Genomic DNA, 4,731 nt, shown 5'->3' on the forward strand with positions numbered 1-4,731 from the left:
GGAGGAGGGGCAGGAGGGAGGAGGGGCAGGTCAGCGCGCGTCGCGCGTGCGCCGGGTGCTCTCGCGCTGCAGGGCCTCGACGAGCTCGGCCTTCGTCATGCGCGAGCGGCCGGAGACGTCCAGGCGCTTCGCGAGGTCCATCAGGTGCGCCTTCGTGGCGTTCGCGTCCACTCCGCCGGCCGTCTCGCCCCCGGGGGAGCGGCCGTGACCCTCGGCGCGGGAGTCGGAGGGGCCGCTCTCGGCCTTGCGCTCCCAGTGGTCGCCGACCTTCTCGTACTCGTGCTTCAGTGCGGCGAAGGCGGTGCGGTGGGCTCGCTCGCCGTCGCCGTAGCTGTCGACGGCGGAGTCGTGCGCGGCCGACCAGAGCTTCTGCGCGTGCTCGTCGGAGCGCTCGATGGTGGACGGGATCTGTTCCTCGCGGGGCATGGCGGCCTCCCTCTCGTCCCCCGACGCTACGTCGGGTCGGAGGGGCTGGTCACCCCGTTGACGAGCGCGCGGCGGGCGCCTCCGTCCCCGGAGCGCAGTCGCGAGCCCGCTGCCGGTGTTCTCACCGGGCCGACGCCGATGATGGGGCGATGTTCATCCCGACCAGAGCCGCCGGTCTCGAGGCGCTCGACGACTTCGTCACCCGCGCCGGCTCCGCCTACGCCCGCGACCGCAACCACGACCTCGGGCCGTCCCGGGACAACGTCTCCGGACTCTCGCCCTACCTCCGCCACCGCCTCGTCACCGAGCGGGAGGTCGTCGCCGCGGTCCTCGCGCGGCACCGGCTGACCGCCGCGGAGAAGTTCGTCCAGGAGGTGTTCTGGCGCACCTACTGGAAGGGCTGGCTCGAGCAGAACCCGGACGTCTGGCGCCGCTACCGCCGCGAGGTCGCGGAGTCCTCCGCGGGCGATCCTCCGCCCGGGTACCTCGACGCGATCGGCGGACGCAGCGGCATCGACGCGATGGACGCGTGGGTGAGCGAGCTCGTCCAGACCGGATACCTCCACAACCACACCCGCATGTGGTTCGCGAGCATCTGGATCTTCACCCTCGGACTGCCCTGGCAGCTCGGCGCCGACTTCTTCTACCAGCACCTGCTCGACGGCGACGCCGCGTCCAACACCCTGTCCTGGCGGTGGGTCGCCGGACTGCAGACGCCGGGCAAGACCTACCTGGCCTCCGCCTCCAACATCGCCCGGTACACGGAGGGGCGCTTCTCGCCGAGCGGACTCGCCACCACGGCCCCCGCGCTCACCGAGGAGCCCTTCCCGCCGCGGGCGCCGCTCGAGCGTGACGACGTCGTCGGGACCCTCGGCGCCCGCCCCGGCCTCCTGCTGCACGAGGAGGACCTCGAGGCGGAGAGCCTGCTCGCCGAGCAGCCGGGTCTGGCTGAGCGCCTCGTGGCGTGCGCTGTCGCCGGGGACGCGGGCGGGCGCTCGCCCTCCGGGGTCTCGGACGCCGTCGCCTCCTTCACCGCTGCGGCGCTCGCCGACGCCGCCGAGCGCACCTCCGACTCGAGCGGCCGGTCGGCGCGGGTGCTCGCGGACGCGCGTCCCGGGTCGGTCGTCGACTGGGCGGTCTCCGAGCGGATCGACACCGTGGTCGTTCCGTACGCGCCGGTCGGTCCCGTCGGAGAGCGGGTGGAGGCGCTCCGCTCGGCTCTCGCCGACGAGGGGATCGCGCTCGTCACCGTGCGCCGCCGCTGGGACGGTGCGGCGTGGCCGTCGGCGTCGCGGGGGTTCTTCCCGTTCCGGAAGCGGATCCCGGCGCTGGTGCGCGACCTGGTCGAGCCCGCCGATGCGGCCCGCCTGTTCTGAGCCGCGTCTGCGCGAGCCGCGTGCCGTGAGCCGCGTGCCGTGGGCCGCGTCCTGTGAGCCGCGTCCCGTGATCCACGTGCCGTGAGTCGCGTTGCGTGAGCCGCGTGCCGGGAGCCGTGTCCCGTGAGCCGCGTCCCGTGATCCGCGTCCCGTGATCCACGTGCCGTGAGCCGCGTTGCGTGAGCCGCGCGCCGGGAGCCGCGTCCCGTGAGCCGTGTCCCGTGAGCCCCGTCCCGCGGAACCTGTCCGGTCCCGCGGGGCGGGTGCTGCTCAGCCGAGCAGGCGGTCGCGGAGGAAGTCGCTCGCGAAGCGGCCCGAGGGGTCCCACTCGGAGCGGAGGGTGCGCCACTCGTCGAGGTGCGGGTAGAGCGGCGCGATCTCGTCGGCTCCGGCGAGGAAGTGCTTGCCCCAGTGCGGTCGGGCCCCGAGCGGCAGCAGCGCGCCCTCGACGGCGGGGAGCACGGCGTCGACGCCGGCGCGGTCCTTCTTGAAGGTGAAGTGCACGCCGACGCTGTCGCGGCCTCCGGCGGGGGAGAGCCACTGGTCGTCGCCCGCCATGGTGCGCAGCTCCGTGATGAGCAGGACGTCGTCGATCCGCTCGCCGATCGCGCGCAGCGCCACGATCGCCTCGCGGACGTTCGCGCGCGGCACCATGTACTCGCTCTGGATCTCGTCGCCGGCGCTCGGCTCGCGGTCGAGGCGGAAGTGCGGCAGGCGCTCGGACCACGGTCCGACGGAGCCGCCGAACGGGTTCAGGTTGGAGTCGACGCCCTCCGAGACGGCGAAGAGGCTCGCGGAGGCGGCGACCGCGCCCAGGTGCGTCGCGTCGACGTCGGCGACGGATCCCGCCGCCACCTTGGTCTTCAGCCACAGCTGCTCCACTGTCGGCGAGGACCAGTGCGTCATGAGGCTGACGCTGTAGGCGGAGGAGGTGATCGCGTCGAAGTCGTCGAGCACGCGCTCCCAGGGCAGGTCGACGAACGCGTCCTGGCGGACGTCGAAGGTCGGCTGGATGTCGAGGGTCACGCGGGTGACGATGCCGAAGGCGCCGAGGCCGACGACGACGCCCTCGAAGCCCGGCTCCCCGCGGCGGATCGTGCGCAGCGAGCCGTCGGCGGTGACGAGCTCGAGGGCCGAGACGGCGGAGGAGAGGTTCGCGTTGCGGTCGCCCGAGCCGTGCGTGCCGGTCGCGATGGCGCCGGCGACCGAGATGTGCGGGAGCGAGCCCATGTTGTGCAGCGCCCAGCCGTTGCTGTGCAGGTGCGCGGCGACGACGCCGTATCGGGTGGCGCCGCCGACGGTGACGGTGCTCGCCTCGGCGTCGATCACGGGGTCGGAGGCCAGGCGCCCCAGGTGCAGCAGTGCGCCGGGGGTGTCGGGCAGGGAGTTGAAGGAGTGGCGGCTGCCGAGGGCGCGGACGCGCTCGTTCTCGCGGACGAGGCGCTGCACCTCCTCGACGGACTCCGGCTCGATGATGGCGGCGGCGCGGTACTCGTAGGTGCCCGCCCAGTTGCTCCGTGAGGTCATTGGTCCATTCTGCCGGGTGCTCGGGGTATTTGTTGTTGGTTGCAACGAATCGCGCGGTGGTGCACGGCACACTGCAGGGCGGAACGGCGCCGATACGGGTCGGGCGCACTCCGGGCCTCTGACAGGGAGGACGGCGATGACCGCGCGCAGACGACCCCGCTCCGATCTGTTCCGCGTGTGCGTGAGCCTCCTGGTCACGATCGTGGTGGCGGCGCGGGCTGGTCGCTCGGCTCAGGAATCGCGCGGACAGTGATGTGCGAGCCCGCGCTCGCCGGTGGTCCTTCCCTCCACAGGCGGGATACCGGGTCCGTTGTCCCGATCCTGGTCACGGGCCCAGGACCGATGTAGAGCCGCGTCTCAGGCTCGCGCTCCGGGCCGCCCGACGAGGAACCACGCCATCGACCCCAGGAAGGGCGCCACTACGACGGCGATCGTCCACAGGCCCTTCCGCAGGGGATCGAGGCCGCAGCGGAGGACCTGCGCGACCGCGAGGATCGCGATTCCGAGATACGCGGCCCCGCACAGGGCGGCGATCACGCTGGTGCCGAGCAGTGACATGTCCATCGCCCGACGCTACGCGCGGCGCGACGCTGCCGGATCCGCCGCGGGGCGGAGACTCCCGGCGATGCGCAGCGGGCCTCGCTCAGCGGCCGAGGACACCGGTGATCGTCCGCGCGCCGTCGGCGGGGAAGAGGGCGAGCCGCTCCTGCGTCCCCTGCTGCCGGACCGTGAGAACGGGAGCCGCGAGTGCGTGACCGTGGTGGTAGCCCGTCACCGACTCGGGGGCGTCGCCGGCGGTGAGGGGCAGGAACGCGATCGGCGAGAGGTCCGCGTCGGCGCGGAACAGCGAGAGCGCCCTCGCGGTGACGACGGTCAGCAGCACGGGGTCCGGCTTCGCCGCGCGCAACGCCGGGAGGTCGACCGCGGCTCCGGCGACCGCGAGTGTCCGCAGTGAGGCCAGCGTCTCCGGAGTGTTCAGCACCGCGGTGACACCGCCGTCCGGATGCTCGGCCCGCAGCCTCTCGAGGCTCGGCCGGGACCACCGCTCCTCGACGCGCCGTCGGAGCCCGAAGCCGAGCCCCGCGACGATCACCGCGGCCACCGCGAGCACCACGCCCCACCCTCCGTAGAGCTGGAAGGCCCGAGCGCCCGACCACGCCGCCGCGACGACCACCGTCGCCCCGAAGAACGCCTCGCTCCCGAGCGACCGCAGCCGGGTCGACTGCACCTCCTGCGTCACGAGTGCTCCTCCGGGTCGGGCGGACCTCCGGGCGGGATCACGTCAGCGCATGATCGCACCGGCGCCTGCGGGTCGGGCGGGGATCCGTCCCCTCGCGCGGGAGGCCGGCTCAGCGCCCGCGCCGCGCCCGCGGATCGGTGAGGAGCCGGACGGGGGGGGGGG

The 4,731-nt window shown here is 73.7% G+C and carries 5 protein-coding genes; 1 reads left to right on the top strand and 4 read right to left on the bottom strand.

What is annotated here, in order from left to right; translation table 11 throughout:
* Positions 1-30: 30 nt before the first annotated feature.
* The gene (locus C5D08_RS16470; RefSeq protein ID WP_104277931.1) at positions 31-426 is read right to left on the bottom strand and encodes a ChaB family protein; all 396 of its coding nucleotides are present in this window, start codon (positions 424-426) and stop codon (positions 31-33) included.
* A 149-nt stretch (positions 427-575) separates the two neighbouring features.
* On the opposite strand from C5D08_RS16470, the gene C5D08_RS16475 reads away from it, so the two are divergent.
* Positions 576-1,802 carry an FAD-binding domain-containing protein gene (locus tag C5D08_RS16475; protein ID WP_104277932.1) on the top strand — a complete coding sequence of 409 codons (1,227 nt, stop codon included), beginning with the start codon at positions 576-578 and terminating at the stop codon, positions 1,800-1,802.
* A 270-nt stretch (positions 1,803-2,072) separates the two neighbouring features.
* Here C5D08_RS16475 and C5D08_RS16480 read toward each other — a convergent pair whose 3' ends face one another.
* The 3 genes from C5D08_RS16480 to C5D08_RS16490 form a co-directional block, all read right to left on the bottom strand.
* Positions 2,073-3,329, bottom strand: a complete 1,257-nt coding sequence (locus C5D08_RS16480) for a D-arabinono-1,4-lactone oxidase (RefSeq protein WP_104277933.1) — start codon at positions 3,327-3,329, stop codon at positions 2,073-2,075.
* A 357-nt stretch (positions 3,330-3,686) separates the two neighbouring features.
* Positions 3,687-3,893: a PLD nuclease N-terminal domain-containing protein gene (locus C5D08_RS16485; protein WP_104277934.1), complete on the bottom strand. Its 207-nt coding sequence runs from the start codon at positions 3,891-3,893 to the stop codon at positions 3,687-3,689.
* A 79-nt stretch (positions 3,894-3,972) separates the two neighbouring features.
* A complete protein-coding gene (locus C5D08_RS16490; RefSeq protein WP_104277935.1) occupies positions 3,973-4,569 on the bottom strand; it encodes a hypothetical protein in 597 nt (198 codons plus the stop codon).
* Positions 4,570-4,731: the final 162 nt, after the last annotated feature.

This window comes from Rathayibacter sp. AY1B6 (assembly GCF_002932755.1).
GTDB lineage: Bacteria > Actinomycetota > Actinomycetes > Actinomycetales > Microbacteriaceae > Rathayibacter.